Here is a 25,088-nt window from a genome sequence, read left to right on the forward strand (position 1 = left end):
GGGCGGCGTGCTGAACCTGTCCGCCAACGAGACCATAGGCTCGCTGGCGGGCGCGGGTACGGTCAATCTCGGCGCCAACACGCTCAGTGCGGGTGGAGACAACAGCAGCACCACCTTCTCCGGCGCCATCGGCGGCACCGGGGGCTTGACCAAGCAGGGTACCGGGGCGCTGACCTTGAGCGGCACCAACACCTTCACCGGCGCCACCACCCTCAGCGGAGGCTCGTTGTGGGTCAACGGCAGCGTGAGCAGTGCCGTGCAGGCCGCCAGCGGGACCACCCTGGGCGGCAGCGGCACCATCACAGGCAACGTGGCCGTGAACAGCGGCGCGACCCTGGCGCCAGGGGCCAATGCCATTGGCACCTTGACCATCCAGGGCGACCTGGCCTTGTCCGGCACCTTGAATGCTGAGCTGGCGGGTACCACGCCGGGCACGCAGTACGACCAAGTCGTCGTCAACGGCGCCGTGGACCTGGGCGGGGTGGGTGGCGTGGCGCTTACCTCCAGTGGCGGTTTCACTGGCAGCGGCACCTTCGTGCTCATCGTCAACGATGGGGCAGACACCTTCGTGAACCCGGGCAGCACCGCCGAAGGGGGCAGCCTCAGCTTCGGTGCCAGGACCTTCCGGCTGACCTACGCCGGGGACAGCGGCAATGACCTGGTGGTGAAGGGCAACGACACGCCCGTGGTGGGCGGTCTGGGCGGAGACAGCATCTCCTATACCGAGGACGGCGCGGTCGTCCTGCTCGACGCCGGGCAAGACGCCACCGTGGTGGATGGCGACAGCGCCGACTTCGACGGCGGCACCCTCCGCGCCGCCATCGTGACCAATCGAGTCGCGGGTGAGGATCTCCTGTCCATCGTGCACCAGGGCAATGGCGCGGGCCAGATCGGCGTGTCGGGCAGCCAGGTCAGCTACGGGGGCGTGCTCATCGGCACTTTTACCGGCGGCAGTGGCTCCAACGACCTGGTCGTGACCTTCAACAGCAATGCCACGCCCGCTGCCGTGCAGGCCTTGATGCGCGACATTGCCTATCGCAACGCCAATAGCGTGGACCCCAGCACCGCGGCCCGGACGGTGCGCGTGACCGTCGACGATGGCGACGGCGGCTCCAGCACCGGCGCGGACGTCACCGTGGCGGTGGTGCCGGTCAACGATGCACCGACCCTCAGTGCCAGCACAGGGACCTTCGCCTTCGTCGAGGGCGGTGCCGCTGTGGGCCTGTTCAGTGCAGCCTCCATCAGCACGGGGGAAGCCGGGCAGAGCATCCTGCAGTTCACCCTGACGGTCAGCCAGCTGAGCGATGGGGGGAGTGAGTTGCTGGGGATCGATGGCAGCTCCGTGGCCCTGACCCATGGCACGACCCTGACGACGGCCGGCAACGGCCTGAACGTCACGGTGAGTGTGGCGGGCGATACGGCCACGCTCACGTTCACGAAGCCGGCCGGGCTCAGCGTGGCCACGACGCAAAGCCTGATCAACGGCTTGACCTACCGGAATGACAGAGACGCTCCGACCGCCGGCAACCGCGTCGTGACCCTCACAAGCCTTCAGGACGGCGGCGGGACGGCCAGCGGCGGCCTGGACACCGGCAGTCTGTCCATTGCCTCGACGGTGAGCGTGGGGGCGATCAACGATGCGCCGGTGCTCGGCACCACCAGCGGCAGCACCGCCTTCGTCGAGGGCACAGACAGCGCCAGCGTGCCCGTTGTCGTGGATGGTGGCATCCTGGTCAGCGATGTCGACAGCACCACCCTGGCAAGCGCCATCGTGAGCATCAGCGGCAACTTCCACAGCGCGGAGGATGTGCTGGCCTTTGCCAACACCAGCTCGAGCAGCTTCGGCAACATCGGCGGCAGCTACGACAGCAGCACCGGGGTGCTGACCCTCAGCTCGGCGGGTTCCACCGCAACCCTGGCCCAGTGGCAGGCGGCCCTGCGAGCCGTGACGTACACCAATACCTCGGATACACCGGACACCGGCACCCGCACGGTGAGCTTCAGCGTCAGCGACGGTGGCTTGAGCAGCCCTGCGGCGACCCGGCTCATCAGCATGGCCGCGGCGAACGACAGTCCCGTCAACAGCGTTCCCGTGCTCACCCAGCATGTGGACCAGGATGGGCATCTGGTGTTTGGCAGCGCCCAGGGCAATCCGATCAGCATCGGTGACGTCGACGCGGGCGGGGGCCTGGAGCAGGTCACGCTCACCGTCACACACGGCACGCTCACGCTCTCCGGGCTGGGCGGTCTGAGCTTTGTCTCGGGCACCGGGACCGGCGACGCCAGCATGACCTTCCAGGGCACCGTGGCAGACATCAACGCTGCGCTGAATGGCCTGCGCTTCGCGCCCACGACGGGATACAACGGACCCGCGAGCCTGCAGATCAGCACCAGCGACCTGGGCCACAGCGGTGCGGGAGGCGCCAAGACGGACCTGGACAGCGTGGCCCTGAGCATCGACCCGATCCATCCGGTCGTCACCGTCGTCAGCTCGTCCGGGGCCGATGGACACTACAAGGTCGGCGATACCCTCACCCTCACCGTCACTTTCGACCAGGCCGTCACCGTCGACACGGCAGGCGGCACGCCGACGCTGCTGCTGGAGACCGGGGCCGTCGACCGCAATGCCGTCTATGTGTCCGGTTCTGGCACCAAGACCCTCAGCTTCACCTACACGGTCCAGCCTGGCGACCGCAGTGCCGACCTGGACTACGCCTCGAACGCGGCCCTTGCCCTCAACGGCGGCCGCATTCGCGGGGCTTCGCTTCTGGACGCGGTGCTGACCTTGCCCGCCACAGGCAGCGCCGATGCGCTGGCCGGACAGAAGGCGCTGGTGATCGACGGGCAGGCACCCGAGGTCGTCCATGTGAACCTGCCGGCCAACGGCAACTACGTGGCAGGCCAGGTTCTGGACTTCAGCGTGCAGTTCAGTGAAGCACTCACCGTGGACACGACGGGCGGCACGCCGCGCATCGCCATCACGCTGGATTCTGGCGGAACCGTCTATGCCGACTACCTCGCCGGCTCGGGGGGCACGACGCTCACCTTCCGGCATGTCGTGGGCAGCGGCGAACTGGACAGCACGGGCATTGCGTTGGGATCCCGCATCGAGCTCCAAGGGGCCTCGCTGCGCGACCGCGCGGGCAATGAAGCCACCCTGACACTTCAGGGCGTACCCGGCACGGATGGCCTCAAGATCGATGCCGTGGCCCCAACGCTGACGGGCTTCAACCGCCTGGATCCTTCGCCCACCGGTGCTGCCACGGCCAGCTACTCGCTGGTGTTCTCCGAAGCCGTGACAGGTCTTGACCTCGCGGATCTCTCCCTGGTGAGCAGTGGCACGGCCACAGGCACCATCCGGTCTCTCACCCAGCTGGACGCACGCACCTACACCGTCGTGCTGGGCGGCCTTTCTGGCATGGGCGAGTTGTCCCTGCGGCTCAATGCCGCCGGCAGTGGCATTGCCGATGCTGTGGGCAACGCCCTGGCCAGCGGCGGCGTGTCCCAGACCTATCAGCTGAGTCCCGTGGTCGCAATCCCGCCCGTGGTTGAGGTGCCGGCGCCGACGCCCACCCCCGCCCCTGCGCCGGAGCCCGATCGGTGGACGCCGCCGCTGACCTTCCAGTCCGACGGGCCGGTACGCTCCGTGGACCTGCCAACACTGCCGCCCACGCCGCAGCTGTCGTCTCAGCCTGTGCTGCAGCTGAGCATGCAACTGAGCACGCAGCTGCCGCTGCAGACCGCGCTCGATTCGGTGGGAGGAGGCTCCAGCGGGACGTCCGGCCTGTCTGCCACGGGTGGCTTCTCCTTGGGCAGCCCGCCGACGCCCACGCCCAGCGCCTCGCTCTCTGCACCGGTCGATACCCGCCCCGGCTTCGTGGAGCTGGGCGCTGTGGGCGGGCAGGGCCTTCAGTCGCTGCCGGACGTCGGTGATTTCTCGGTGCGCGCCGGGCAAGCCGTCAGCATCGTGCTGCCCGCCTCCACCTTCACCCACACGGACAGCAAGGAACAGATCACCGTCGAAATCCGCCTGGCTGATGGCAGGCCCCTGCCCAGCTGGTTGAAGTTCGATCCGGTGACGGGCACCCTCAGCGGGCAGGCGCCTGCCGGCTTGAGTCAGCGTCTCAACATCGAGGTGATTGCCCGCGACAGCAAGGGGCACCGCGTCAGCTCGCACATGCAAATCGATGTCAAGGCCACGGGCAAGCCCAACGCCTTCCTGTGGGCCCCCGACGGGGCGGAAGCCGACTTCGCCGGGCTGCAGGACCTGCTGGCCCAGGCGCGTGAGCCGGCGCCCGTGCCGCAAGGGCGTGCCGCGCTGGCCGATCAGTTCGAACGCCATGGCAGCGCCGCCCTGAAGGCCGAGCGTCAGGCCTGGATCCAGCACCTCAAGGCCGCCGCGCAGCGCGCTTGATCTCATTGCCAAAATTCCTAGGAGAACTGCCAGATGCCGCAATCCCGCCGACTGCCGACTCGCTCGCTGCTTGCCATCCTGATGTCCGCCGCCTTCGCCGGCTGCGCGATCCAGCCGCAGGCCTTGAGTCCCGACGAACGGCAAGCCGCCCTCAAGGCCGGCCGTACCGAGATGTACCAGCAGCAGGAGCCCGTGCAAGGGCCTGTCACGCTGGACGAGGCCATGGCACGGGCCATCAAGTACAACCTGGACCACCGTGTCAAGCTGATGGAGGAGGCGCTGTCCCAGCGCCAGCTGAACCTGTCCCGCACCGACTTGCTGCCCAAGCTGGCCTTGTCGGCAGGCTATGCCGGCCGTGACAACGAGCTGGCCTCATCCTCGCGCAGCGTGCTCAGCGGCAACCAGTCGCTGGAGCCCTCGACCTCCAGCGACAAGAACCATCGCACCGGCGACCTCTCCCTGAGCTGGAATGTGCTGGACTTCGGCGTGAGCTACTACGGCGCGCACCAGCAGGCGGACCGCGCGCTGGTGGCCGAAGAGCGCCGCCGCAAGGTGCTGCACCTGCTGATGCAGCAGACGCGCCAGGCCTGGTGGCAGGCCGCCGGCGCGCAGCTGCTGGAGGCCCGCATCGAACCCGTGCTGAAGCTCGCCCGCCAGGCCCTGGACGACTCCCGCCAGGTGGAAGTCGAGAAGCTGCGCTCGCCGATCGAGGCCCTGACCTACCAACGACAGTTGCTTGACATCGTGCGCCAGCTCGAGGCTGTCCGTGACGAGCTGGCCCAGGCCAAGCCGCGGCTGGCCTCGATCATGAACCTGCCGCCGGGCGAGCAGTTCTCGGTGGCCGTGGGTGCCGCGCTGGCCACCCCCAAGGTCAGCCTGCCGGTCGCCGACATGGAAGAGGCGGCCATGCTGCGCCGCCCCGAACTGGTGGAAGCCCAGTACAACGAGCGCATCAGCCTGCTGGAGACGCGCAAGGCGCTGGCCCGCCTGCTGCCCGGGCTGGAGCTCAGCGTGGGCCAGCACTACGACAGCAACAGCTATCTGTCCAACCACCGCTGGGGCGATGTCGGCCTGCGCGTGAGCTGGAACTTGTTCAATATGCTGAACGCCAGCACCATCCGCGGCGTGGCGCAGACCCAGCTGGATCTGGCCCGCCAGCAGCGCCTGGCGCTCAGCATGGCGGTCCTCACGCAAGTGCACGTCGCGCGGCTGGACTACCTGGGCCGTCTCAAGCAGTACCAGCTGACGGACGACCTCAACAAGGTCGAGCAGCGCATCCTGCAATACACCCGCAATGCGGCCTCCGCCAATTCGCAGGGCAAGCTGGAGGAGATCCGGGCCTCGGCCTCGGCCATGATGTCCGAGCTGCGGCTCTACCAGACCTATGGCGCGCTGCAAGGGGCCTATGGCCAGCTGGTGGCAACCCTGGGGCTGGATCCCTTGCCCGAGTCGGTGCCGTCCCATGACCTCAAGACCCTGGGTGATTCAGTGCGGGCCTCGGAAGCCAACTGGACCAAGACCATCAACCCCGGAGGCGGTGCATGATCCGAGGCATCGGAACGGCACTTGTTTCCATCGCCCTGACCCACGGAACGGCCTGGGCGCAGACCTCCCCGCTGGCCACCGACAAGGACGGCCGCATCCGCACCCAGCTGAGCGCCCGCAATGCGCTCACGGTATCGGCAGAGATCGCGGCCCGCGTGGCCAGCCTCCCGCTGCGTGAGGGCGAAGCCTTCCGCGCCGGCCAGACCCTGGTCGGCTTTGACTGCGCGCTGTACCAGAACCAGCAGCGCAAGGCCGAGGCCACGGTGGAGGCAGCGACCGCCGTGCTGCAGTCCAACCAGCGCATGGCCGAGCTCAATTCGATTGGCAGGTACGAAGTCGAGCAGTCGCAGGCCAAGCTCAAGGAAGCGCAGGCCGAGGCGGCCAGCGCGAAGCTGCTGGTGGGGCGCTGTGCCATTGCCGCGCCTTTCGCGGGCCGGGTGGTCAAGCGCCAGGTCGCGGCGCACCAGTACGTCTCGCCGGGCAGTCCGCTGCTGGACATCGTCGAGACCGGGCAGTTGGAGCTGCAGATGATCGTGCCCTCGAAATGGCTGAGCTGGCTCAAGCCCGGCAGCAGCTTCAGCGTGGAAGTCGAGGAGCTGGGCAAGAGCTACCCGGCCAAGGTCCAGCGCCTGGGTGCGCAGATCGACCCGGTCAGCCAGACTCTGCCGGTCTACGGCGTGATGGATGGCAGCCAGCCGGGCCTTCTGCCGGGCATGAGTGGCTGGGCCGTGTTCCCTGCGCGCAAATGAGTGTGTGCCCCGTGCGTGCAGGCCGCCTGACATGAGCGCTGCAGATCCCAATGCCTCCTTGCTGAGCCTGCTTCAGCTGCAGCGGCGTGCCCGTGACGCTGCCACGCCCGAAGCCCTGGGCTTCGTGATGGTCAACGAGACCTTGCAACTGCTGCCCTACCGCCAGGCCGTGCTGTGGACCCAGGCCGGCCTGGGACAGGTGGCCGCAGTGTCGGGACTGCCCCAGCCAGACACCAGTGCCCCCTATGTGCAGTGGGCGGGCCGCCTGTGCCGGCATCTGATGCGGCCCCTCCCAGGCCAGAGCGAGCCGGGCGCAGCCCCGGAACCGTCGGCGGCGCTGACCGAGGTGTCCGTGGAGAGCCTGCCGGAGGCCTTGCGCACGGATTGGACGCAGTGGCTGCCCCCCTCTGCACTGTGGTTGCGCCTGGGCCACGCCCCGGACCTGGAGGGCGGGGCGGCCGAAGCGGGTCTGCTGCTGGCCCGGGATACCCCCTGGCTGCCGCATGAGAAGGCCCTGCTGCAGGAGCTGGGCCATGCCTATGCACACGCCCTGCACGCCTTTCGACCCCGGCAGGCCTGGCAGGGACGCCTGGGGGCGGCCCTGAGCGGCAAGGCGCGGCGGCGGTGGATCGCGGCCTTGCTGCTGGTCAGCCTGTGCCCCGTGCGGCTGACGGCGCTGGCCCAGGCCGAAGTCGTGCCTCAGAACCCCTTCATGGTGCGGGCACCGCTGGATGGCGTGATCGAGCGTTTCGACATCCGTCCCAATGAAGCCGTCCAGCCCGGCACGCCGCTGTTCAGCCTGGACACCAGCGTCCTGCGCACGCGCATGGAACTGGCGCGCAAGGCCCTGGACGCTGCGCAGGAGGAGTACCGGCAGTCCGCGCAGGCGGCCGTCACCAGCGACAAGAGCCGGGCCGAAACGGCCCTGCGCCGCGGCAAGCTGCAGGAGAAGGCCGTGGAGGTGGACTACACCGCGGAACAGCTGGCCCGCATCCAGGTGAAGGCGGACCGCAAAGGGGTGGCGGTGTTTGCCGATGGCAATGACTGGATCGGCAAGGCCGTGTCCCTGGGCGAGCGCGTGCTGCTCATCGCCGATCCGGGTCAGGTCGAGCTGCTGGCCTGGCTGCCTGCCGCGGACCTGCTGCCGCTGGCCGTGGGCGACCGGCTGACGCTCTACCCCCAAGGCGCGCCGCTGCAGTCCTTTGACGCCCGCATCAGCAGCGTGGCCTACCGTGCCGAGATGACGCGCGACGGCTTCCTGGCCTATCGCATCAAGGCCAGCTTCGAGGCCGGCCAGGCCCCGCCACGCATCGGCCAGCTGGGCTCGGCACGCCTGCATGGCGGCTGGGCACCGCTGATCTATGTGGCCCTGCGCCGCCCCCTGGCGGTGGCCCGACAGTGGCTGGGCTGGTGATGCTGCCGGCACTGAGGCAAGACCTGGCCCTGCATCCCGGCCCAGATGCGCCGGACGGCGCTCCCACCTGGACCCTGCACGACCCGGCCAGCAACCGCTTCTTCGCCCTCAGCTGGCCGGCCTTTGAAATACTGGCCCGCTGGGGCCTGGGCAGCGTGGAGGCGGTGCTGGCGTCCGTCCATGCCGAGACCACGCTGCAGATCGGCGAGCCGGACGTCCAGGGCCTCCTCCAGATGCTGGCCGGCAACCACCTGCTGGTGGCCAGCAGTGCACAGGACAGCCAGCGCCTGGGCGAGCAGGCCCGGGCCCAGCACCTGTCCGCCGGGCAGTGGCTGCTCAAGAACTACCTGTTCTTCCGCCTGCCCCTGCTGCGGCCCATGCACTGGCTGCAACGCATGAGCCCCTGGGTGCGCTGGGCCTACCGGCCGGCGTTCTGGGGCGGCGTGGCGCTCCTGTGGCTGCTGGGCGGCGTCCTGTCCGCCCGCCGCTGGGACGAGTTCACCCACACCTTCACGTCCTATGGCAGCTGGGATGGCCTGCTGGCCGTGGGCGTGGCCCTGAGCGTGGCCAAGGTCCTGCACGAGCTGGGCCATGCCTTCACGGCCACACGCTACGGCTGCCGCGTGCCCACCATGGGCGTGGCCTTTCTGGTGATGTGGCCGGTGCTGTACACCGACACCAACGAGGCCTGGAAGCTCCGCTCGCGCCGCCAGCGCCTGGCCATCGGCGCGGCCGGCATCCTCAGCGAGCTGGCGCTGGCCAGTGTGGCGCTGCTCCTGTGGCACCTGCTGCCGGACACGCCGGCCTGGGGGCCAGTGCGTTCCGGGGCCTTCCTGCTGGCCACCACGACCTGGCTGCTGACCGTGGCCATCAATGCCAGCCCCTTCATGCGCTTTGACGGCTACTTCCTGCTGTCCGATGCGCTGAACATGCCCAATCTGCACGAGCGCTCCTTTGCCCTGGCCCGCTGGTGGCTGCGCGAGCGCCTCTTCGGCTGGGGGCTGCCTGCGCCCGAGACCTTGCCGCCGGCCCGCCATGCGGGGCTGATCGCCTTTGCCCTGATGACCTGGCTGTACCGCCTGCTGCTGTTCTTCGGCATTGCGCTGCTGGTCTATCACGCCTTCTTCAAGGCCCTGGGCCTGGCCCTGATGGCGGTGGAGCTGGGCTGGTTCATCGCCAGGCCGGTGTGGCGGGAAATGCGGGTCTGGTGGCAGGCGCGTGAGGCCATGCGCTGGAATCGCGCGTCCCGGCGCAGCGCGCTGCTCGCGGGACTGGGGCTGCTGGCGCTGGTCTGGCCCTGGCAGGGCGTGGTGCAGGCGCCGGCCGTGCTGGGGGCGCTGCAGGCCCAGGCGGTCTATGCGCCGTACGCCTCGCAGCTGATGTCACCGCTGCCCGCGGCCGGGCAGTCCTTCCAGGCGGGACAGCCCATGCTGCAACTGCGTTCACCCGAGCTGGCCGTGCGCCTCCAGCAGGCCCAGGCCATCGAGCAGCAGTTGCAGTGGCAGCTGAGCCAGCAGGCCTTCGATCCGCAGCTGATGGCGGCCGGCGCGGCCCTGCGCAAGCGCTGGGAGTCCGCGGCGGCCGAGGTGGCCGGGCTGCAGGCGGAGATCCAGCGGCTCCAGCTGCAGGCGCCCTTCGATGCCCGGGTGGCGGAATCCAACGAAGACGTCCAGCCCGGGACCTGGGTACCTGCCGGCGAACGCCTGCTGATGCTGGTGGGCCCCCGGGGCAGCAAGGTGGATGCCTATGTCGACGAAGCGGCGCTGGACACCCTGTCGCCCGGCCTGGCGGCCCGCTTCGTGCCGTCCGCCCTGGAACAGCCTTCCGTGCAATGCCGGGTGGAGCGCGTGGACCCCGTGCAGCTCAGCCAGCTGGACGCGCCGGTGCTGGCCAGCGTCCATGGCGGCGACATTGCCGTGCAGAAAGCGCCCGACGGGCGGCTCCTGCCCCTGCAGCCCGTCTTCCGGGTGCGCCTGGAGCACTGCGACCGCACCCAGCCCCCGCTGATGGAGCTGCCCGGCCGCGCCGAACTCCAGGGGGAGCGACGCTCCTGGCTGGGCCGGGGCTGGCGCTGGGCGGTGGCGTTGTGGCAGAGGGAGTCGGCGTTGTAGGGAGGGGCTGCATTCCTGCTGCTGCGTAGCGGCTGGAGGATCGACGACAAGCGCCCGTAGAAAGCGGTTGCTCAAGCCTGCAGCCGCGATGGTCTCAGACCGGCGGGATGCCGGAGTTCGGTGGGATTCGATTTGCAGCGATCTCAGTCGGCCGCAGTCAGCCATTGAATTCACGCAGTGCTGCGCATTGTGGTTATCCGGGGAGGCTGGGCGAGGCAATCGAACCAGCGACAGCAACCAGCTGAAGTTGAGATCCCGTTCAGTCTTGAAAAACAAGTCCAGTCGCTCAGGCTGCCGCCCAATCAGGTTGATCCTTTAGTCCGAGTGCCTTGCGGAACCCACCGCTCCAGAACGCTGGACAGAGCGCAAGCCCGGCAAACAGTGCCCTGCGCCAGTCGTTGGCTCCAAAGCGCTTCTTGTTTGCGTCAGCCGTTCCCACTAGCCAGGAGCGAAGTTCCTCAGGCCCTCTCGCAAAGGTCGATGACATCGAGTGCTCGTGCTCGCCGAGGTGGATGTTCACTTGCCGGTTGTACTTCGCCTGCAAGTCGAACTCCTCGAGATGCAACTGAAGCCTGCGGTAAAGCTCGTCGCTCATTCCCTCGCACTGTTCAATCGAGTACTGCACTTTCAGTGCTCCGGTCTTTGGATGCAAGCTCGCCTTTGCTCGCAAAAAGTCGAAGTTCGACAGCGAGTCAAGATAAGTGTGAATCTGGTGTTTTGCCGGGTCGTCTGACGGCTTCCTCCGCTTGCCAGCATTACAAGGACTGCAGCAGGGAACCAGATTCAGCGGATAGATACTGAGCAACTTGAAGTGCGCACGCTGCAAGTGATGGTCGAGGTCAGAAATCGGCGCAAATCCGCAATAGGGGCAGTAGTCCGCGAGCAGCTTCAAGTCCGCCCGAAGCTGCTTCAACCTCCCGTTGTCTTGAACCTGACCATAGGCCTTGTGAATGAGCTCATATAGCTCCTTCCTGTGCCCCTCGGCGCGCAGCTCATCTGACGGCCTTCCGTTCGTTGCAACGTACCGCTTATATAGAGCAAGAAGGTCCGACTTTTCCGGCTCTGTGACTTCCCCATCCGCGAACACCGTGTCAAGGTGCTTCTTGGCGTCAAAGTCCGCTAGCTGCTTGAGGTTCCACATCGTCACTGTGTGTCACCCTCGGCAAGTCGTGACAGAACATAGGCGCGAGCCTGATTGCTCATCACACCATCGAGGAATTGCGCTTCGATAGCCGCCATCGACTTCTTCTCATCGACCAGCTTGTCGAGGACGCGGTGGTAGTCCAAGGCGTCACTCTCCATGCTGAAGACCTGGGAAGTAATCAGCCCAATGCTCTCCCCAAATGTCTCCGCAAGCAGTGGACGTACAGCAAATGTCTCTCCTTCGCGACGAATCACGTGCACGTGCTTGGCCAAGCATTCCTGCACCACGACCGGTGAGTGAGTGGCTACCAGTGCGGTTGACTCGAACTTCTTCAGAACATGCCGTAGCGCATGCATCATCGCGGACAGCAGCGGCGGATGAAGGTGTGCTTCTGGTTCGTCTATCAGAACAAGCGAGCGTTTCTGAAGGCTGGCCACGAGCCCGAACACCACGAGCAGCGCAATCTTGTGTCCTGTGCTGCACTGATGAAACCAAGCTCTCGCCGCTTCGTCCTGGAGGCCCGTGAGGGCATCCCCCCACTCCTCGGATAGCAAACCGCTCTTCAGCTTCAGAAGCGCTTGGGCTAGGACCAGCTGCCGTTGCTGGTCGTCGCTAATCCTTTGTCGATAGCGGTCGAAGTCCTCGCAGAGCTGCGCAATGGACTTCAGCCTCGTTTCACCCACTCGGTCTGCCTCTACCGCGACGTCGCCTAGGTCTCGGACAGGCAGGTCCGCAATAGAGGCGCTAGCCTCAGCGGCAAAGTCTCGAAGTCCGATGAATGCGAACCGTCCGACGCCGCGTTCAGAATCTTTTGCAACCTGCGCCACGTCTCGCTCACCGGAGCCAGGAAGCCGGAAGCTATCGAACGGGCTAAAGGCCACGGTAATGATGCGAGGAAAGCCCACGCCTGCGGGCTCCATCTTGCCAAGCGCACTCATCGCTGGAGCCACTCGTTGGGTCACGGACGCAAAGGCGACCCTAGCTAATCGAGACAGTAAGGTGCTCTTGCCGGAGCCGTTGCGTCCGACAACAACGTTGACTCGCTCAGGCAATGTCGCGCCAAGCCATGGATTGGATTCTCCGGATGTCGTGTCAATGTCAACCGGATTCAACCAACCAGGCATGTGAAAACTAAAGGCCTGCTGGTCTTCAGCCACCGCTGCGTAATGCCCATCCGCGACGCCTGAGGCCATGTGGCGGAAGTTCTCTCCGGCGTCCGTTTGGTCTCTAAACAGCGAGGTTCGCCAGCCCTCCTCACCTCGAAACTCATCGACTAAGACAGGGCTCTGCACAACGTCACGCAACGCTCGGAGGATGCGGCCGCCAAGCTCGCCGAGTTCCTGGAGACGCTCGTAGTAGTCCAGCGAGCCTCCCACTGAGCAAAACTCTAGACCAAGCTGCTCAAAGTTGCTCGAAATGAGCAGTCCATCGCTCTTGGTTTGTCCTTTCCGCAGAATCTTGACCGGACCGATGACGGTTTCCTCCCGAACACCGTCCTTGTCCGAAAAATGCGACAGGTGATAGAGAGTCTGGAACGAGTAGTCGTTCCAGTTGTCTTGCCTCAGAACGAACGTTGGTGCGTTCGCGGCACTGATGTGTGTCCTTGGGGGGAACACATGAAACTCGATTGCGTTCACTCTGCTACCTCTCACTGAATCGCCTGTCACCTTAATACACACCCGAGGGGCCGATGTGCCGAGTTTCCCAGCAGACTAGTCACAGCAAAGCAGCCCCTCGCTGGGGTCGCTTGTGCCTCAAAGCTGCCCTTCAGATCAGCCATATTGAGCGGCCGCAATCAGCCTATAGCAGTCAGCCTTCGCTAGCCCTCACCACTCAACGCCACGCCACGCGCCGCCAGGCCCGTCCAAGCCGAGGCTTTCCCAACTGCAGAACCAGGCTTCGAAACTTTGGTCTCATCGCCCGGCCTGCCTCCCCCCAACCCTTCGATAATTTGCCCGCCCCATCGAAACCTTGTTCTCAGCCCCCACCATGCCCCTCCACTACCTCACCCTCCCCGTCACCCCCTTCCAGCAGAACTGCTCCCTCGTCTGGTGCGACCAGACGCGCGAGGCGGCGGTGGTGGATCCGGGCGGCGAGGTGCCGCGCTTGCTGAAGGAAGTGGAGCGCCTGGGGCTGACGCTCAAGGCGATCTGGCTGACGCATGCGCACATCGACCATGCGGGCGGCACGGCGGAGCTGGCGCGGCTGAAGGGCTTGCCCATCATCGGGCCGCACGCGGGGGACCAGTTCTGGATCGACGGCCTGCCGCAGCAGAGCGCCATGTTCGGCTTCCCGGCGGTGGAAACCTTCACGCCCACGCGCTGGCTGCAGGACGGGGACACGGTGCAGATCGGCCAGGAGACGCTGACGGTGCGCCACTGCCCGGGCCACACGCCGGGCCATGTGGTCTTCCACAGCGCCTCGGCCAGGCGCTGCTTCGTGGGAGATGTGCTCTTCGCGGGCTCCATCGGCCGCACGGACTTCCCCGGCGGCAACCACGCGCAGCTGATCAGCTCCATCACCGAGCGCCTCTGGCCCTTGGGCGACGACACGGTCTTCATCCCGGGCCATGGCCCCGAATCCACCTTCGGCGAGGAACGCCGCAGCAACCCCTTCCTGAGCCACGCGCGCTGGGGCTGAAGGCAGGCAAAACCTGACCCCGCTGGGGGCTCCAGGTCCGCCCGCGCGCCGCAGCCCTGGGCGTGCGCCCCTTCGCGGCCCCTTTGCGGCCCCTTTGCGACTCCTTCACGGCCCCTGCCGTGCCCCTTCAGCGCACCGGCAGCAGCAAGCTGACCCGCAAGCCGCCCCCTTCACGGTTGGCCAGCAGGATGCGCCCGCCATGGGCCTCCGCGATCTCGCGCGCCAGGGCCAGGCCCAGGCCGGTGCCGCTGCGCTTGGTCGAGTAGAAGGGCAGCAGGGCCTGGGACAGCACGGTCTCGCTCATGCCGGGCCCGCGGTCGCTGACGGTCACGCACCATTCATCGCCCTGGCGCTGCACGGACAGGCGCACCTCGGGCTGCGGCCCGGCGGCAGGCCCGGGCTCACCCGGCGGCACGTCGCGTGCGGCCCCGCCCGCGCCCTGCTGGGCCTCATGGGCATTCTTCAGCAGGTTGATCAGGGCCTGCTCCACCTGCGCGCGGTCGAAGCTGGCCACGCCGGCTGGCAGGGCGCCGTCCAGCTCGAAGGGCTGCTGGCTCATCAGCTGAGCCAGGAAATCGGCCCAGGCCACGGGCGCCATCCGCGGCAGGGGCAGCTTGGCCACGCTGGCGTAGCCGGCCAGGAATTCATGCAGATGCCGTGCCCGCTCGCCAATGCTCTGGAACACCTGCGGCAGGCGCTCGGTCTGGCCGCGGCGGGCCAGTTCGGCCCCGCTGTGGGCCAGCGAGGAGATGGGCGCCAGTGAGTTGTTGAGCTCGTGGCTGATGACGCGGATCACGCGCTTCCAGCTGGCCACCTCCTGGCGTGACAGCTCGCGGGTGATGCGGCGCAGCAGCACCAGGCGGTGGGCCTGGCCCAGCAGGTTGAGCCCGCGCTGCGAGAGGTGGAAGCTCTCGGGCTCGGCGGCGCCGTCCAGGGCTTCGGCCAGGGTCAGCAACTGATCCTCACCCTGGCGCAGGGCCTCGGCCAGGGCCGGCGGCAAAGGCGCCAGCACGGCCTCCCAGTCCTGGCCCGCGAGGCGCCTGCCCTGGGCCAACAGCTGTCGGGCGGCGATGTTGGCGTAGGCCACCTGGCCCTGGGCATCGACCAGCAGAAGGGCCACGGGCGTGTTCTGCACCACGGTGTCCAGCAGCAGTTCGCGCTGGGCCAGGTGCTGGCGCTGGCTGCGCAGGATGGTGGCCAGCTCACGATGGGCGCTCAGCAGGTCCTGCAGCTCGCCCTGCCCGTCGGCGGCCAGGGTGGTGCTGAAGTCGCCATCCCGGTAGCTCAGCACGGCGCCCTCCAGGGCGCGCAGCACGCGGCGCAGAGGCGCCAGGCACCACATCACCAGCAGACCAGCCACCGGCAGCAGCAGGCCAATGATCAGCACGGGCAGCCGCACACTGCTGCGGACGGTCAGCGCACCCCAGCCCAGCTCGTGCAGCAGGGGCGGCAGCGGCCCCAGGCTGAAGGCCGCGTGAAGGCCCAGTGCCAGCAGAGCAATCAGCAGCAGGCTCAGCAGCAGACGCAGTCCAAGGTAGGCGAAAGGCGAGGAGCGGATCGCACGCGGCGGCATCGGCGGCGTGTCCATGGCCCCCCCAGGCGGCGCCTCGAGTGGGGATGGCGGCATCGAGTCCTGGCCGGCAGCGCCCATGGTGCTCAGACGCCTTCTCGCGGCAGGCCGTATCGATCCATCCGGCGGTACAGGGCCTGACGCGACAGGCCCAACTGCTGTGCCGCACGGGCCACCACACCCTGGGCGGACTGCAGTGCAGCCAGCACCGCCTCGCGGCTGGGCTCGTCCAGATTGCGATGGGACAGGGCGGCCGCCTGGGCCGGGGCTGCTGCAGCCAGGCCCAGATCAGTCGGCTGGATGAGTTCCTCACGGCACAGCAGGGCCGCCCTGGCCAGGGCATTGCGCAGCTCGCGCACATTGCCGGGCCAGGCATGCGCCAGCAGCGCGGCGCGCGCAGCCTCGCCCAGGCGCACGGTCCGGCCGGTCTGGCGCTCATGCTCGGCCAGGGCCTGCTCGGCCAGCGGCAGGATGTCCTCGCGGCGCTCGGCCAGCGGGGCCAGGCGCAGTTCGATCACGTTGAGCCGGTAGTAGAGGTCTTCACGAAAGCTGCCGGCCGCGACCATGGCGGGCAGGTCTGCATTGGTGGCGCTGACCACGCGGACGCGGGTCGTGCGCGTGCGCGTGGAGCCCAGGCGCTCGAACTGGCCGGTCTCCAGAACGCGCAGCAGCTTCATCTGGCCGGCCAGCGGCAGGTTGCCGATCTCGTCAAGAAACAGCGTGCCGCCATCGGCGGCCTCGAAGCGGCCCTCGCGCGCCTTGCCGGCGCCTGTGAAGGCGCCGCTCTCCGCGCCGAAGAGTTCAGCCTCGATCAGCTCCGCCGGCAGGGCGCCGCAGTTCAGCGCCACCAGCGGGCCCTGGGCCACGGCGGAGTTGGCATGTACCACGCGGGCGATGCGCTCCTTGCCGCTGCCATTGGGGCCGGTGATCAGCACCGGCAGCGGCGCACGGGCGACCTGGCAGGCCATCTCCAGCGTGCTGATCATGGCGTCTGAGGCAAAGACCAGATCGCCGAGCGCATAACGCTGGCGCAGCGCGTCCACGCGCTGGCGCCGCTGCCGGCGGGTCTGGCTCAGTGCCTCGTTGGACTCGGCCAGCTCCAGCAGGTTCTCCACCGTGGCCAGCAGCTTGAGGTCGTCCCAGGGCTTGGCCAGGTAGTCGGCTGCGCCAGCCTTGACCAGGGCGACCGCCTGCTCCAGCTGCGTCCAGGCCGTCAGCAGGATGACGGGCAGGTCCGGATGGCGCTGGCGCAGCTGCTGGAAGAGCACGCGCCCCTCCTCGCCGGAGGTGGTGTCGGCGCTGAAGTTCATGTCCTGGATGACCAGGTCTGCTGCCTCGCGCTCCAGCAGGGCCAGGCCCTCGGCGGGGTCGGCGGCACAGAGGGCGCGGATGTCGTGCAGGGACAGCAGCAGGGCCAGGGCCTCGCGCACGCCAGGGTTGTCATCGATGATCAGGACGGTTCGCATGTGGGGGCGAGGATAGCAAGCAGACAGCCCCGCGGCGCAGGCACGCGGGGCCGGATCATCCCGGGGTGGTACCGGGTCTCAGCCGCGCAGTGCAGCCACCGGCGGCAGGGCCGCAGCACGGCGCGCCGGACCCAGCACGGCCAGCTGGCCCAGCAGCCACAGGGCGACGGCGCCGGCCGGCAGGTAGTACCACGGCAGGCCCGGCAGCTCGTACTGATGCACCAGCACGCTGCTCAGCCCGGCCGCCCCGAGCACGCCCAGGCCGATGCCCACAGTACTCAGAAGGAAGTTCTCGGTCTGGAAGTAGCGCAGGATCTGGCCGCGTGTCGCGCCCAGGGCGCGGCGGGTGCCGATCATGCGGGTGCGCTGCTGCACCCAGAAGCTGGCCAGGCCGACGATGCCGAAGGCCGTCACCACCATCAGGGCCACGCAGACGCCGATCAGCAGGGAGATCATGCTGCGGTCCTGGGCGTAGTAGCGGGCACGCGCCTCGGCCCAGGTCCTGCTGCCGCGCAGGATGCGGTCCGGTCCCACGCGATCCAGCGTCGCGCCGGCGGCCTTCAGCGTGGCGTCGCGCTGGGCAGCATCAACCCGCAGCACGTACTCGGCCCGCTGGAAGGTTTGCCTGAGGGGCAGGATCATGGCCAGTGCACCCTCGTCGGCGCCGCCGGGATGCGGCGAGACCATGCGGTCCACCACGCCGACGATGGTGCTGGGACCGGATCCAATACCCCACACCTTCTGGCCCACGGCCGGGCCCTCCGGAAAGAGGCGCCGGGCGGTGACTCGGCTGATGATGAGGGCGGGGATGTTGACGCCGTCCTCCTCGTCATAGGCCTTGCCGTCGCGAAACTCCTCTGCCGTGAAATCCCTGCCCTCGACCAGGCGCAGGCCCAGCAGGGCCAGGCCACCTTCGCCCAGGCGATATTCCGGCACGCCGGTTCCCTGGGCCTTCTCGTCATCGCTGCGGCGCAGGCCGCTGACCGTGAATTGCGGGCCATAGGGCACCTGGTTCATCAGCGTGACGCCCCTGACGCCTGGCAGCTGACGCAGCGCGGCCAGGTCCACCTGGGTCTGGGCCTGGGGGTTCTCGCTGGGCGTCACGCCCGACACGCGCAAGGTGATCAGCTCCTCGTCCGCCATGCCGCTGGGCTCCTGGATGCGTTCCAGGCGCTGGCCGATGAGGAAGAGGGCATTGCACACGATGGTGCAGGTCAGGGCCACCTGCAGCACGATGAGGCCGGCAGCGGTCTTGTGGCGCTTCAGGGTCGCCAGAATGGGCATCAGTTCCATGATGGGAAGCTCCTCATTGCGTCTTGAGTTGCAAGGCTGGCTGCACCTGGCAGGCGCGCCAGGCGGGCAGCAGGCCGGCCAGCACGCTGGCCACCAGAGCCACGCCCAGGGTCGTGAAGAGCATGGGCAGGTCCAGGTGCACAGTAGCGGCATAGTCGCTGCTGCCATGGCGCACGGCCCAGATGCCCAGGCCCGTCAGCAGCAGGCCCAGCACGCCGCCTGCCAGGCCCAGGCTGCCGGCCTCGATCAGGAACTGCAGGAAGATCTGCCGCCGCGGCGCGCCCAGGGCCCGCCGCACACCGATCTCGCCCGAGCGGCGCAGCGCCTTGGCCAGCTGCAGGCCCACGGTGTTGACCAGGCAGACCACCAGGAAGCCGAAGGACAGCCACAGCTGCAGGCCCACGTCATGCGGCACCACTTGCTGGGACTGCAGCCAGTCCATCACGGAGCGCAGGCGAACATTGGTGGGCCGCTCGTAACGGCCGGCCTGACGCTGTTGGTCAGAGTACTGCTCCAGATAGGCCTTGTAGGCCGGCGCATCGCCCGGCTGGGCCAGCTCCACCCAGTATTGCAACCAGGCGCAGGGAGCCTGCAGCACCCGCATGTCGCCGTTGACGTTGCCCCAGCAGTTCACATTGCCGGCGGTGCCGAACTTCAGCGCGATGGCGGTGGACAGCGGCGCGAAGAGCTCGGCCGTCTCGGCATAGGCGCCCAGGCTGATGTCGAAGTAGTGGGGCACGGGACGCCAGTGGTCCAGCACGCCGATGATGCGCAGCTCCTTGTCCCGCAGGCGCAGCGTCTTGCCACGGCTGTCGGTACCGCCGAAGAGGCGGTCGTTGAGCCGGCGCGAGAGCACCACCACGCGGGCTTCACCGGCATCGTCCTCGCGGCTCCAGCCACCGCCGTATTGGAAGGGCGCCTCGAACATGGCGAAGAAGTCGCTGCTGGCCCAGCGGCCTGTGGCCAGGAAGGGGCGCTCCTTGCCATCGGGCGGCGTCACCGCCACGCCGCCGCCGCTCATCGTCACCTGGCGCTTGCCGCGGGCTTCGCGCAGCAGGGCCTCGGCGTCGAAACGGGTGAGCTGGTAGATGGGCTCGCCGCCCGGCACGAAGCCGTCCCGCATGCGGCCGGCGTCCAGCTGCACATTGAACAGCCGGTCGCTCTTGTGCGGGATGGGGTCGCGCGAGAGCACGTGGAAGATGGTCAGCGTGGTCATGCATGCGGCCACGCCGATGGCGATGGTCAGCAGCATCAGCGCAGTCAGGCCGCGGCTGCGCCTGAAGCTGCGCAGGGCCAGTTCGATGTAGTAGGCAAACATCAGCTTGCTCCTTGCAGGAGTTGGTTCACGCGGGCGAGTTCAGCCTCGCCCAGTTGGCCCACCGCAGCCTGCAGCTGCAGGGTCGCCAGCACATAGGCGTGGCGGGCCTGGGCATGGGCGTTGCGGGCCTGGGCATGGGTCTGGATGGCCAGCAGCAGGTCGGTCATGGAACGGGTGCCCAGAGCCTGGCCTGCACGGGTGGCGGCCAGGGCGCGCTCGGCGGCCTGCACGGCGGCAGCGCTGCTGGCCACCTGCTCGATGCCCAGCTTGACGGCAAGCACCTGGGCCTGCGTCTCGCGCACCAGGGCGCGGCGCGTGGCCTCCAGCTGCTCGCGCTGCTGGTCGCGCTCATGCACGGCCTGGCGCTGTTGAGACTGGGTCGCCCCGCCCGCGAAGAGCGGAATGCTCAGGCGCACGGCGACGGTGTTGACCACGCGGCCAGCATCCGCCGAGGGGACGCCGAGGCCGCTGCGGCGCTGGCTGTCCAGGCCCAGGCTCAGCGTAGGCAGGTGGCCGGCACGGGCCGCGTCGATGCGGCGCTCGCTGGCCCGCAGGCTGCCCTGGGCCGCCTGCAGCAAGGGCTGCTGGCTCAGGGCACGAGCCACCCAGGCTTCGGCGTCCTCAGGCTGCAGCGGCGGCGTGGGCAGCTCGGTGCTCAGGGCCTGCAGCGAACCCGGCAGCTGGCCGGTGATCTCGGCCAGGGCCTGGCGCGCATCGGCCAGCTGCTGACGGGCCTGCTGCGTCTGGCCGCGCGAGAGGCCGTGGTAGGCACGCGCCTGCTCCACGTCGACCAGGGCCGAGAGCCCCGCCTCGTAGCGCGTCTGGGCCTGGGACACCTGCTGGGCGAAGGCGGCCTCGTTGGCCTCGGCCGTCTGCAGGGCCGACTGCGCAGACAGCACCTGGAAGTAGGCCTGGGCCACGCGGGCGCAGAGCTGCTGCTCGGCGGCACGCAGGCGGGCATCCTCGGCCTCGAGGCGGGCCTGGGCGGCATCCAGGCTGCGCAGCTGGCTCAGGTCCACGAGCACCTGGCTGAGGTGGCTGGCGCTGCTGCGGCTGCGCTGGCCTTCGCTGCGCTCCTCTTCGGCGCTCAGGGACCATTGCGGCAGCAGGGTTGCGCGGCTCTGGATCAGCAGTTCGGCCTGCACGCCGCGCAGGGCACGGGCCTGGGCCAGCACCGGGTCGGCCGCGCGGGCCCGGGCGTAGATGCTCAGCAGGTCATCGGCGCCTGCCGGGCCAAGCAGTGCCATCAGGGCCAGGCCCAGCGCAGGCAGGCGCCAGCGCATCAGGGAAGGGAAGCGTCGCTGCATGGCCCCCCCTCAGACCGTCTCACGCAAGGCCTGGCCCTGCGGATGCAGCAACTCGCCCAGGCGCAGCTCGGCGGCGATGTCCACCACCTGGCCGTCCATCACATGCACATTGCGCTGGGCGCGGGCGGCCAGTTGCATGTCGTGGGTGACCATGACGATGGTGGCGCCTTCGCGGTGCAGTTCCTCCAGCAGGTCCATGACGCTGCGGGCCATGGCGCTGTCGAGGTTGCCGGTGGGCTCGTCGGCCAGCAGCAGCTTGGGCTCGCCGGCCAGGGCGCGGGCGATGGCCACGCGCTGCTGCTGGCCGCCGGACAGCTCGGCCGGATAGTGCTTCTCGCGCGCAGCCAGGCCCACGCGAGCCAGGGCCTCGCGGGCGCGGCGCTGGCGCTCCTCGCGCCCCATGCCGCGGTAGCGCAGCGGAACCTCGATGTTGTCCAGCACATTGAGGTCGGGAATCAGGTTGAAGGCCTGGAAGATGAAACCGATCTTCTGGTTGCGCAGGCGGGAGCGCTGGTCGTCGTCCATGCCGCTGACGTCCTGTCCGTCCAGCAGGTAGCTGCCGCCGGTAAAGGACTCCAGCAGGCCGGCGATGGTCAGGAAGGTGGTCTTGCCCGAGCCCGAGGGCCCGGTGACGGCAACGAACTCGCCGGGCTTCACCTCGAGGTTGAACTGGCGCAGCGCGAAGGTCTCGACCATCTCCGTGCGGTAGACCTTGGCGAGGGATTGCATCTTCAGCATGGGAATTCCTTTCTTGTCCCTGGGATTCGTTGGGGCGATGGAGCGGCGGGCTTACTGGCTGAGGGTGACGCGCTCGGCACCCTTGAAGGCTTCGGCGCCATTGGTGATCACGCGCTCGCCGGGCTTGAGGCCTTCCAGCACCTCGACCTGGCTGAGGCTTTGCGCGCCCAGGCGGATGGGCCGGCGCACGGCTTCGCTGCCCTGCACCACGTAGCAGAAGCGGCCGCCGCCCTCGTCGACGAAGGCGCCGCGCGCAAGCTGCAGCACCTGCTCGCGGTGGTCCAGCAGCACGCGCACCGAGAGGCGCTGGTTCTGGCGGAGCTGCTCGGGCTGGGCACCCTCGAAGCGCAGGCGGGCTGCGACCTCGTTGTTGACCACCTCGGGCGAGACCGAGCTCAGCACGCCCTTCCAGCTCTGGCTGGGGCCGCGGATCTCGCCGGGCATGCCGGGCTGCAGCTCGCGGGCAAAGCTCTCGGCCACCTGCATCTGCACTTCCAGCGCGGAGAGATCGACCACGCTCAGCAGCTTGGCATCCTTGGCCACGCTCATGCGGTCAGTCACGAAGAGCTGGCCCACCTGGCCATCGACGGGCGAGCGCACCTTGAGCTCCTCTTCCTGGCGGCTGAGATCGGCAACCACCAGCTGCTGGCGCTCGTGGGCCTGGCGCTTGGCCTGCAACTCGAACTTGGTGGCATCGTCCTTGAGGTCCAGCAACTCCCGGGCCTGCTTCAGCGCGATCTCGGCCTTGGCCAGAGCATCCCGCGCCTGGTCGACCTGCATGCTGGCCGTGGCACCGGCCTTGAAGGCCTGCTCCTGCCGGGCCAGGTCGTTCTGCGCCGTGCGACGAGCCAGTTGGGCCGTCTCCAGATTGCTCTGGGCCTGGGCGCGCTGCTGGCGGGCGTCCGCCTCGGCCCGCAGGAGCTCACTGCGCAGGGCATCGGCATTGGAGCGCTCCTGGCTCAGGCGGGCCATCAGCTCGGGACTCTGCAGCTGCAGCAAGACCTGACCCTTGCGGACCTGGTCACCCGCCTGCACCTTGACAGAGACGGTGCCCGCATTGCCGGCATAGAGCGTGGGACTGACGGCCGCCACCACCTTGCCTTCACCCGCCACGTCGCGGGTCAGGGGGCCGATCTTGACCTCGGACAGCGTCAGCCGGGCCAGGCTCACCGAAGCGGCACCACCCAGGCCCTGCAACAGGCGTGAAGCGCCCAGGCTCAAGCCCAGGACGGCCAGCAAGACCAGGCTCGCCTGCCACCAGCGGCGCTTGGGGGTAACTGTGCGGGTGATGGGGCGGTCCTGGGCAGAAGTGTCTCGAATCATGGTGGACGAAGAAGCGGCTGTGATGCCTCTTCCTTGCAAGCGCCATGCCATGTCGCCCGGGGGGAATATTTTCTTTGGAATCAATGACTTGCATCCTTGGCCATTCGCTGGACAGGTGTCCGCGGACACTGCGGACGCCCGTCCGGACAGCGATGGCGGCCGCGCACACTGTCCGGACGGTGCCGGAGGCCTGGGTGCCCGCTCGGCATTGTTCTGGTGAATTCCTCACATTTCTGCTTCAGAAGATTCACCGCCAGTGCGATAGGCGTACTCCTAGGCTATGACCTTCGCTACGGGGCCTGTCATCTCTCAAGGAAGCGCCGGCCCGCCCCAGCTGCCCGGAGCCCATCGCGGGCTGGCATGAAGTGACGCCTCTGGGAGCGCTCCGTGGCGGTGGCGCGCGGTCTGCGCCGTGTCCGCTACCGGCACGAGGCCTGGCACAAGCCGCGTCCCGGCCGGTGATATCCAACAGGCGGGGCGCAGGCTGCGACTCCGCCACATCAGGGAGATGAATATGTGGTCAAGCAATCCGTCAATGGAGCCGGCCGCCCTGTCACGCGCTGGCGCCTTTCGCATCGCCGACCAGGTGATGCAGGAACTTCGCCAGCCCTTGCCGCGCAGCGTGCCGCAGGAGCGGCGACGCGCCGTGTCTCTCAGCACCCACTGGTTGAACCTGGTGCTGGAAGAACTGGATTACGGCGTGCTGCTGGTGAGCGGCACAGGCCAGTTGCTCTACACCAATCACGCCGCCCGGCGCACCCTTGACGCGGACTTCCCGCTGCAAGTGCAGGGAGGCCAGCTGCGCACCCGCCTGGAGGCCGACAGCGGCCCGCTGTTCGAGGCCTTGGGCAAGGCCGAGGTCGAGGGGCGGCGCTGCCTGCTGCGCCTGGGCGAAGGTAGCGAACGGACCAATGTCGTGGTGGTCCCGCTGAACCGCAATGTGGAGCAGGCCGCCGTGCTGCTGGTGCTGGAGCGCCTGCAACTCTGTGCGGACCTGGCCGCCCAGTGGTTCGCCCTGCGCTATGGGCTGACCCCTACCGAAACCGAGGTGCTCAAGCTGCTGAGCGACGGCGCCCGCCCCAACAAAGTGGCTGAGCAGCAAGGCGTGGCCATCTCGACCGTGCGCACACAGATCCAGAGCATCCGCGCCAAGTCCGGCGCCCAGAGCATCGGTGAGCTGATGCGCCAGCTGGCGGTGCTGCCGCCACTGATGTCGGCGCTGCGCATGGAGCTGGCCTGAGCGGCCCCTGCGGCCAGGCCAGCAGACTGAGCGCTCGACCCGAGCGCTCTACACATACCGGCCCGGGCAACCGTCCATGCATCTAAGCACACAGCTAACCACGCAAATTCACGCACAGCCCATCTGCTCTGCCCATCTGCCCTGACAACCTTTTCCATCGAACTGCGCCACCACCGCGCGGCTCCCCCTTTTGCGATGGTTCCAGGATCGTCCCGGGCCCTCGCGAGCACTCGTCAGGGTCAGGGTCAGAGTCAGAGTCAGAGTCAGAGTCAGAGTCAGAGTCAGGGTCAGGGTCAGAGTCAGGGTCAGGGTCAGAGTCAGGGTCAGAGTCAGGGTCAGAGTCAGAGTCAGAGTCAGAGTCAGAGTCAGAGTCAGAGTCAGAGTCAGAGTCAGTGGCAATGGCAATGGCAATGGCAATGGTTGTGGTTGTTGAGCAGACATGAACGGCGCGGGCCTGGGTGCTTGCAGGGCGTCGGTCCGGAACGAAGGTCTGGAACGGCGGTCCGGGGCGAGTGCTGGCGCGAGTGCTCAGTGCCCATCCTCAGCCCGGATGGCCAGCGCCGGTCTTCACTGCGGGCCCTCACCGCCCATCGTCGTCGCCGGACGCGAAGGTTTGCTGTCCGCTGGACTTGCCGTCCGCAGGGCACGCTTAGGCAAGTGGCCCAGATAGCGGCTCGGTTCCGGGCGTCCACACGGGGCCGCTTCGGGCGGCTTCCTGCAGCGGCTTCCTGCAGCGGCTTCATGCGGTAGCTTCATGCGCTGGCTTCCTGAGGTGTCTTCGCAGATCCTCATCCCGAGGCCTCTGCACGGGGCCCT

The 25,088-nt window shown here is 68.1% G+C and carries 16 protein-coding genes; 7 read left to right on the top strand and 9 right to left on the bottom strand.

Annotated elements, in window-relative coordinates:
* The 5 genes from ACS5PK_RS18150 to ACS5PK_RS18170 form a co-directional block, all read left to right on the top strand.
* Positions 1-4,414, top strand: a 4,414-nt coding sequence (locus ACS5PK_RS18150) for a putative Ig domain-containing protein (RefSeq protein WP_439441671.1), incomplete at its 5' end; no start/stop codon positions are given.
* Positions 4,415-4,447: 33 nt separating this feature from the next.
* Positions 4,448-5,959 (top strand): TolC family protein, encoded by a 1,512-nt coding sequence (locus tag ACS5PK_RS18155; RefSeq protein WP_439441672.1) that lies wholly within the window; start codon positions 4,448-4,450, stop codon positions 5,957-5,959.
* On the top strand, positions 5,956-6,708 hold the full coding sequence (locus ACS5PK_RS18160; RefSeq protein WP_439441673.1) for an efflux RND transporter periplasmic adaptor subunit: 753 nt from the start codon (positions 5,956-5,958) through the stop codon (positions 6,706-6,708). The genes ACS5PK_RS18155 and ACS5PK_RS18160 overlap by 4 nt, the downstream gene beginning before the upstream one ends.
* 31 nt (positions 6,709-6,739) lie before the next feature.
* Positions 6,740-8,122, top strand: a complete 1,383-nt coding sequence (locus tag ACS5PK_RS18165; protein ID WP_439441674.1) for an efflux RND transporter periplasmic adaptor subunit — start codon at positions 6,740-6,742, stop codon at positions 8,120-8,122.
* Complete coding sequence (locus ACS5PK_RS18170; protein ID WP_439441675.1) at positions 8,122-10,233, top strand: HlyD family efflux transporter periplasmic adaptor subunit; 2,112 nt, start codon at positions 8,122-8,124, stop codon at positions 10,231-10,233. The genes ACS5PK_RS18165 and ACS5PK_RS18170 overlap by 1 nt, the downstream gene beginning before the upstream one ends.
* Before the next feature lie 286 nt (positions 10,234-10,519).
* On the opposite strand, the gene ACS5PK_RS18175 is transcribed toward ACS5PK_RS18170, so the two are convergent.
* Positions 10,520-11,374: a hypothetical protein gene (locus tag ACS5PK_RS18175; RefSeq protein ID WP_439441676.1), complete on the bottom strand. Its 855-nt coding sequence runs from the start codon at positions 11,372-11,374 to the stop codon at positions 10,520-10,522.
* Positions 11,375-11,376: 2 nt separating this feature from the next.
* The gene (locus tag ACS5PK_RS18180; protein ID WP_439441677.1) at positions 11,377-13,014 is read right to left on the bottom strand and encodes an AAA family ATPase; all 1,638 of its coding nucleotides are present in this window, start codon (positions 13,012-13,014) and stop codon (positions 11,377-11,379) included.
* A 352-nt stretch (positions 13,015-13,366) separates the two neighbouring features.
* Here ACS5PK_RS18180 and ACS5PK_RS18185 point away from each other — a divergent pair, with 352 nt between their 5' ends.
* Complete coding sequence (locus ACS5PK_RS18185; RefSeq protein WP_439441678.1) at positions 13,367-14,017, top strand: MBL fold metallo-hydrolase; 651 nt, start codon at positions 13,367-13,369, stop codon at positions 14,015-14,017.
* A 127-nt stretch (positions 14,018-14,144) separates the two neighbouring features.
* Here ACS5PK_RS18185 and ACS5PK_RS18190 read toward each other — a convergent pair whose 3' ends face one another.
* The 7 genes from ACS5PK_RS18190 to ACS5PK_RS18220 all read right to left on the bottom strand — a co-directional run bounded on the left by ACS5PK_RS18190 (position 14,145) and on the right by ACS5PK_RS18220 (position 23,032).
* Positions 14,145-15,605 carry a sensor histidine kinase gene (locus ACS5PK_RS18190; protein WP_439441679.1) on the bottom strand — a complete coding sequence of 487 codons (1,461 nt, stop codon included), beginning with the start codon at positions 15,603-15,605 and terminating at the stop codon, positions 14,145-14,147.
* 68 nt (positions 15,606-15,673) lie between these two features.
* Positions 15,674-17,053, bottom strand: coding sequence for a sigma-54-dependent transcriptional regulator (locus ACS5PK_RS18195; RefSeq protein ID WP_439441680.1), 1,380 nt, complete (start codon positions 17,051-17,053; stop codon positions 15,674-15,676).
* A 78-nt stretch (positions 17,054-17,131) separates the two neighbouring features.
* On the bottom strand, positions 17,132-18,346 hold the full coding sequence (locus tag ACS5PK_RS18200; protein ID WP_439441681.1) for an ABC transporter permease: 1,215 nt from the start codon (positions 18,344-18,346) through the stop codon (positions 17,132-17,134).
* Positions 18,347-18,359: 13 nt separating this feature from the next.
* The gene (locus ACS5PK_RS18205) at positions 18,360-19,664 is read right to left on the bottom strand and encodes an ABC transporter permease (RefSeq protein ID WP_439441682.1); all 1,305 of its coding nucleotides are present in this window, start codon (positions 19,662-19,664) and stop codon (positions 18,360-18,362) included.
* The gene (locus ACS5PK_RS18210; protein ID WP_439441683.1) at positions 19,664-20,971 is read right to left on the bottom strand and encodes a TolC family outer membrane protein; all 1,308 of its coding nucleotides are present in this window, start codon (positions 20,969-20,971) and stop codon (positions 19,664-19,666) included. The genes ACS5PK_RS18205 and ACS5PK_RS18210 overlap by 1 nt, the downstream gene beginning before the upstream one ends.
* Before the next feature lie 9 nt (positions 20,972-20,980).
* Positions 20,981-21,709, bottom strand: a complete 729-nt coding sequence (locus ACS5PK_RS18215) for an ABC transporter ATP-binding protein (protein ID WP_439441684.1) — start codon at positions 21,707-21,709, stop codon at positions 20,981-20,983.
* A gap of 51 nt (positions 21,710-21,760) precedes the next feature.
* Positions 21,761-23,032, bottom strand: coding sequence for an efflux RND transporter periplasmic adaptor subunit (locus tag ACS5PK_RS18220; protein WP_439441685.1), 1,272 nt, complete (start codon positions 23,030-23,032; stop codon positions 21,761-21,763).
* Positions 23,033-23,546: 514 nt separating this feature from the next.
* On the opposite strand from ACS5PK_RS18220, the gene ACS5PK_RS18225 reads away from it, so the two are divergent.
* Positions 23,547-24,272 (top strand): helix-turn-helix transcriptional regulator, encoded by a 726-nt coding sequence (locus ACS5PK_RS18225; RefSeq protein WP_439441686.1) that lies wholly within the window; start codon positions 23,547-23,549, stop codon positions 24,270-24,272.
* Positions 24,273-25,088: the final 816 nt, after the last annotated feature.

Source organism: Roseateles sp. DB2, assembly GCF_051857535.1.
Taxonomy (GTDB): Bacteria; Pseudomonadota; Gammaproteobacteria; order Burkholderiales; family Burkholderiaceae_C; genus Roseateles_B.

What these genes read in the sequence shown, in the direction of transcription:
- ACS5PK_RS18155 (WP_439441672.1), top strand. Translation starts at nt 4,448, where the DNA reads ATGCCGCAATCCCGCCGACTGCCGACTCGCTCGCTGCTTGCCATCCTG.
- ACS5PK_RS18160 (WP_439441673.1), top strand. Translation starts at nt 5,956, where the DNA reads ATGATCCGAGGCATCGGAACGGCACTTGTTTCCATCGCCCTGACCCAC.
- ACS5PK_RS18165 (WP_439441674.1), top strand. Translation starts at nt 6,740, where the DNA reads ATGAGCGCTGCAGATCCCAATGCCTCCTTGCTGAGCCTGCTTCAGCTG.
- ACS5PK_RS18170 (WP_439441675.1), top strand. Translation starts at nt 8,122, where the DNA reads ATGCTGCCGGCACTGAGGCAAGACCTGGCCCTGCATCCCGGCCCAGAT.
- ACS5PK_RS18175 (WP_439441676.1), bottom strand. Translation starts at nt 11,374, where the DNA reads ATGTGGAACCTCAAGCAGCTAGCGGACTTTGACGCCAAGAAGCACCTT.
- ACS5PK_RS18185 (WP_439441678.1), top strand. Translation starts at nt 13,367, where the DNA reads ATGCCCCTCCACTACCTCACCCTCCCCGTCACCCCCTTCCAGCAGAAC.
- ACS5PK_RS18190 (WP_439441679.1), bottom strand. Translation starts at nt 15,605, where the DNA reads ATGGACACGCCGCCGATGCCGCCGCGTGCGATCCGCTCCTCGCCTTTC.
- ACS5PK_RS18195 (WP_439441680.1), bottom strand. Translation starts at nt 17,053, where the DNA reads ATGCGAACCGTCCTGATCATCGATGACAACCCTGGCGTGCGCGAGGCC.
- ACS5PK_RS18200 (WP_439441681.1), bottom strand. Translation starts at nt 18,346, where the DNA reads ATGGAACTGATGCCCATTCTGGCGACCCTGAAGCGCCACAAGACCGCT.
- ACS5PK_RS18205 (WP_439441682.1), bottom strand. Translation starts at nt 19,664, where the DNA reads ATGTTTGCCTACTACATCGAACTGGCCCTGCGCAGCTTCAGGCGCAGC.
- ACS5PK_RS18210 (WP_439441683.1), bottom strand. Translation starts at nt 20,971, where the DNA reads ATGCAGCGACGCTTCCCTTCCCTGATGCGCTGGCGCCTGCCTGCGCTG.
- ACS5PK_RS18215 (WP_439441684.1), bottom strand. Translation starts at nt 21,709, where the DNA reads ATGCTGAAGATGCAATCCCTCGCCAAGGTCTACCGCACGGAGATGGTC.
- ACS5PK_RS18220 (WP_439441685.1), bottom strand. Translation starts at nt 23,032, where the DNA reads ATGATTCGAGACACTTCTGCCCAGGACCGCCCCATCACCCGCACAGTT.
- ACS5PK_RS18225 (WP_439441686.1), top strand. Translation starts at nt 23,547, where the DNA reads ATGTGGTCAAGCAATCCGTCAATGGAGCCGGCCGCCCTGTCACGCGCT.